At 63.0% G+C, this 4,044-nt stretch carries 3 protein-coding genes; 1 reads left to right on the top strand and 2 read right to left on the bottom strand.

Annotation, left to right across the window (positions count from 1 at the left end; translation table 11 throughout):
• The coding region (locus tag JCM25156_RS10380; RefSeq protein WP_025813033.1) for a lytic transglycosylase domain-containing protein at window positions 1-802 on the top strand (802 nt) is incomplete at its 5' end.
• A gap of 161 nt (window positions 803-963) precedes the next feature.
• Here the strand turns inward: JCM25156_RS10380 and JCM25156_RS10375 are convergent.
• Both JCM25156_RS10375 and hpnH read right to left on the bottom strand, forming a co-directional pair.
• Window positions 964-2,253, bottom strand: coding sequence for a hemolysin family protein (locus JCM25156_RS10375; protein WP_025813032.1), 1,290 nt, complete (start codon window positions 2,251-2,253; stop codon window positions 964-966).
• A 142-nt stretch (window positions 2,254-2,395) separates the two neighbouring features.
• Window positions 2,396-3,577 (bottom strand): adenosyl-hopene transferase HpnH, encoded by a 1,182-nt coding sequence (gene hpnH / locus JCM25156_RS10370; protein ID WP_025813031.1) that lies wholly within the window; start codon window positions 3,575-3,577, stop codon window positions 2,396-2,398.
• Window positions 3,578-4,044: the final 467 nt, after the last annotated feature.

The raw sequence follows: 4,044 nt of genomic DNA, 5'->3' as shown, positions 1-4,044 counted from the left end.
CCGCGACACCCGCGGCCGCCGCGCCTTCGCCCTGCTGCAGGTGGGGGAACGTGACCGGGCGGAAGCCACGCTGCGCCGCATGTGGCCCGACATCCAGAACGACGCCGCCCTGTGCCATTCCACCCAGATGGTGGCCGACGCCATGGGCATGAAGGATCTGGCAACCCAGATGCTCATGCTGATCGACACCAACGAAAACGAACACAGCACGCACGCCGCCCGTTTCCCCCTGCCCCCACTCCAGCCCGCGCATGGCTTCCGCATGGATCCGGCGCTGGTCTATGCCCTGACACGGCTGGAATCCAATTTCGACACCAATGCCGTTTCAGGTTCCGGCGCACATGGTCTCATGCAGGTCATGCCGGTGACCGCCGGTTTCGTGGTGCATGAAAAGGACCGCTTCACCCGCCACCCGGCGGCGTTGCATGACCCCGCGACCAATCTGGATATCGGGCAGCGTTACGTCCTGTATCTGGGCCAGCTTTCCGCACAGGCCGGGGGGCGGCACGTGCCCGCGGGCGGTGACATGATCCGTATGCTGGCCAGCTATAATGCCGGGCCATCCGCCATTTCGCGCCGCAGCGCCACGATGGACGAGGATGCGGATCCGCTACTCTATATCGAGAGCCTGCCCAGCAATGAGACGCGCGATTATGTCCGCCGGGCCTTTACCTATCTCTGGATCTACGCCGACCGGCTGGGTCTGGCCGCCCCCTCGCTCGAAACGCTGGCGCGCAATGAATGGCCTGCCTTCGGTTCGGAAACCGCCATGGCGGGGCATGCCGGCCACACCATCCACTGAACATTACAGCCCGTATCGCTGTAAAAAAGGGGCGCATCCCGATACCGGATGCGCCCCTTTTTTCTGGAAGCCTTCCGGGAACACCGCCTTTTTGAAAACGGGCGGCGCCCGGAAACTCCTGTCAGTTATTTTCAGGCCGTGTCCGGCAGGCCAGTCCGGCCTCAGTTCTCGGCCAGAAGCTGGCGGCTGGCCTGCACCCGCACCACGCGGCGGCCCTCCATTTCCAGCACCTCGAACAGCCAGCCCGAAAAGACCACCTTATCCCCCCTGGCGGGCACGCGGCGCAGCAGGGCCAGTATCAGACCCGCCAGCGTATGATAACTGCCTTCCGCCGGAAGATCGGACAGGCCCAGCCGGTCCTTGACCTCATCGGCGGGCATGGAGCCGTCCAGCACCAGAACACTGTCATGCGCCAGACGCTGGGGCGGGGTATTGCCCGGCTCATGCTGCTCACCCACGATCGCGCCGAACAGGTCGGATGAGGTGACGATCCCCTCGAACGATCCATATTCATCCAGCACCAGCGCCAGACCCAGCGGGGATGCCCGCATCCGCTCCAGCATGTCGAAGGCGGACAGCGTATCGGGCACGGAGATGGGATGCCGCAGCCCCACCCCGATGGAGGGGCTCTTGCCATCCAGAAAACGGTCAAGCATGTCCTTGGCCAGAATTATGCCCACGGGGTTATCCACCCCCCCTTCGCACACCACGATGCGGGAATAGGTGGTCGAACGCAGGACCTGAAGCAGTTGCGCGCGTGATACGTGGCGTTCCACCCAGCACAGTTCGTTGCGGGGGGTCATGATCGCGCGCACCGGGCGCTCGGCCAGGCGCAGCAGGCGCTCGATCATGTCGCGCTCCTCCTGCTCCAGCACGCCCGCCTGCGCGCCCTCGGCAATATAGGCCCGCAGTTCCTCGACCGAGACGGACTGGCGGATCGCGCCGCCAATTCCCATGACCTTCAGCACCAGTTCGGACGACCGCCCCAGCAGCCACACCACCGGGCGGGTCAGCCACGCCATCCATTCCAGCAGCAGCGACAGCCGCGCGGCGATCAGTTCGGGCTGGCGGAGCGCGATCTGCTTGGGCACCAGCTCGCCCAGCACCAGCATGACGGCGGTAATGGCACTGACCACCAGCAGCATGGCAATTTCATCGGCAATGGAATGCAGGGCCGGGATCTGGGCCAGCCAGCGGCTGACGCCCGCCTCGATACTGCTGCCGCCAAAAGTACCTTCCAGAATCGAGACAAGGGTCATGCCGATCTGGACGGTGGGAAGGAAGCTCTGCGGATCGCCCGCCAGTTTCAGCGCCCGGTCGGCCCCGGCCGTGCCATTGCGCACCAGAATGGCGAGCCGCGCGCGCCGGGCGGAAATGAGCGCCAGTTCACCCATGGCGAAAAGCCCGTTGAGCAGGACCAGGCACAATATGACAATCAGTGAGACAACCATGATCCCGCCATCCTACAGCATAATTGCCCGTCCGGGCACACTGCGCGTACCGGGGCCGGGACATGCAAAAAGAAAAGGCGGAACCCCACGGTCCCGCCTTTTTCCATCATGCCGCCCCGCAAGGGGGCTGGTCCGCCTGTCGTCAGTCGGCGGCGTCGGCCGTTTCAGCCGGCGCGGACACCTTGTTCACGCGCGGGGGCGCTGCCGGCTTCTTGCGGGCCGCGAGTTCCGCCATCTTGGTATCAACGTGCTGGGTAAAGACGTATTCAGCCGGGCGCTGGTGTTCCAGCGAGATTTCCGGAACCATAGGCTTTTCCGTCTCCGGCCCGAACAGCGCGACCTTGGCGATGTGCCAGGGGCGGCGGACCGCATCCATCACGGCCGTTGATTCGTAACCCGAATGGACCATGCAGTCGGCGCATTTTTCGTAATTGCCGGTGCCGTAGGCGTCCCAGTCGGTATCGGCCATGAGTTCTTCAAAGCTCTTGGCGTAACCTTCACCCAGCAGGTAGCACGGGCGCTGCCAGCCGAACGGGTTGCGCAGCGGCTTGCCCCATGGCGTGCAGTGGTACTGCTCGTTACCCGCAAGGAAGTTCAGGAACAGCGGCGACTGCGTGAAACGCCACTTCTTGCCCTTGCCAAGACGGAAGATGTCGCGGAAGAGCTGCTTCGTCTTCTGGCGGTTCAGGAAGTGTTCCTGATCCGGCGCGCGCTCATAGGCATAGCCCGGCGCGGTCATGATGCCATCCACGCCCATGGCCATCACTTCATCGAAGAAGGCCGCGACACGCTTCGGGTCGGCCCCGTCGAACAGGGTGCAGTTGATCGACACGCGGAAGCCACGGGCCTTCGCCTTCTTGATCGCCGCGACCGCGCGTTCGTACACGCCGTCCTGACAGACGGAGGCGTCATGCATCTCCGGGTCGCCATCAAGATGCACGTCCCACGAGAAGAAGGGGCTGGGCTCGTAATCGTCCATCTTCTTTTCCAGAAGAAGGGCGTTCGTGCACAGATACACGTACTTCTTGCGCGCGATCAGCCCACGGATGATCTCGGGCATTTCCTTGTGCAGCAGCGGCTCGCCACCGGCCACGGCAATGACCGGCGCACCGGCCTCGGTATCCGCATCAAGGCATTCCTGAACGCTCAGGCGCTGATTGAGGATCTGGGCGGGATAATCGATCTTGCCGCACCCGGCGCAGGCCAGGTTGCAGCGGAACAAGGGCTCGAGCATCAGCACGAGCGGATAACGTTTGCGCCGCGTGACATGCTGCTTGACAACATAGGCACCGACGCGGACTGCCTGCATAATCGGAACGGCCATGAAACCTCTGCTCCTGCACCGGCCCAACCGCCGGTCTCATATTTCAAGTCTGGTAGGCTGGACTATGGTCACATCCACCTACAAGAAAACAAGCCCAACCTGACTCAGCCTGCATCCAGAGCATGCCGAGGTTGCGGACTTGTACGACACATGAAGCCTTTCGGGAGGGTATAGGACAAAAACCATCCTGTATTCAATTGCTATCGCCTTTGGTGTGGCCAATTAACAACAGTCCCGGAATTAGAGACTGTATTTACATACTTAATCGGAGTAACACAGCGCGATTACGCTACGGTCGCCATGGTTTTCGTGCCATGAGCCGCCATTCATCGCCGCCGGGGCAGTCCGGCCTGCCCCCCGCACGGGTGCCGGGCCGGCCAACCGGAAACCGGGTTGGTTCCGCCCCTGCACACCGGGAAAGGGCCAACGCAGAACAATGGACGCGAAGTATCATGGATCAGCCCAAA

The sequence above is a fragment of the Komagataeibacter kakiaceti JCM 25156 genome, from assembly GCF_000613305.1.
The sequence above is the reverse complement of the archived record's forward strand: the minus strand, read 5'-3'. Positions and strand labels throughout refer to the sequence as shown.